At 53.4% G+C, this 494-nt stretch carries 1 pseudogene; it reads left to right on the top strand.

The features are described 5' to 3' along the window. A pseudogene (locus BGP85_RS00175) lies at positions 1 to 494 on the top strand (tyrosine-type recombinase/integrase); the annotation flags it as partial.

The raw sequence follows: 494 nt of genomic DNA, 5'->3' as shown, positions 1-494 counted from the left end.
CGGCTCACGGTCTGAGTGCTCTGTCGAGGTACAGGGATTGGTCGAGCGGAGAATTAGCACTTGATCCCGGCACGGTGAACAATCGTCTGGCCTTGATCGTGAGGTTCTACCGATGGGCTAAGCAGCGCAACCTGATAACTGTGCTGCCCTTCGGTGAGAAAAGGGTAAGAGTTGCCCAACATTCCGGTCTTCTCAGTCATATCGCTCTGCCCGGAGCCGAGAGCACGAAAGTTTCGGTGATGGTTCGCGACCGAAAGCGCTTGACCAAATTCCTGACCAAGGATCAAGTCAAGGTATGCCTTGCCCTGGATACCGATCCAAGCCACCAGATATTGTTCCACCTCATGGTGCGTACCGGCCTTCGCTCCTGTGAAGCGAGGTCTTTTCCTCTCAAATATGTGTTCAACCCCAGGTTGAAGAAGGGACTGCGCCCAAGGCAAATGATCAGTGTTGCTCTTGATCCTTCAGACATGCATATCAAGTACGACCGGCCT

It is taken from the genome of Pseudomonas putida, assembly GCF_002906855.1.
In the GTDB taxonomy this organism is placed as follows: domain Bacteria; phylum Pseudomonadota; class Gammaproteobacteria; order Pseudomonadales; family Pseudomonadaceae; genus Aquipseudomonas; species Aquipseudomonas putida_N.
The sequence above is the reverse complement of the archived record's forward strand: the minus strand, read 5'-3'. Positions and strand labels throughout refer to the sequence as shown.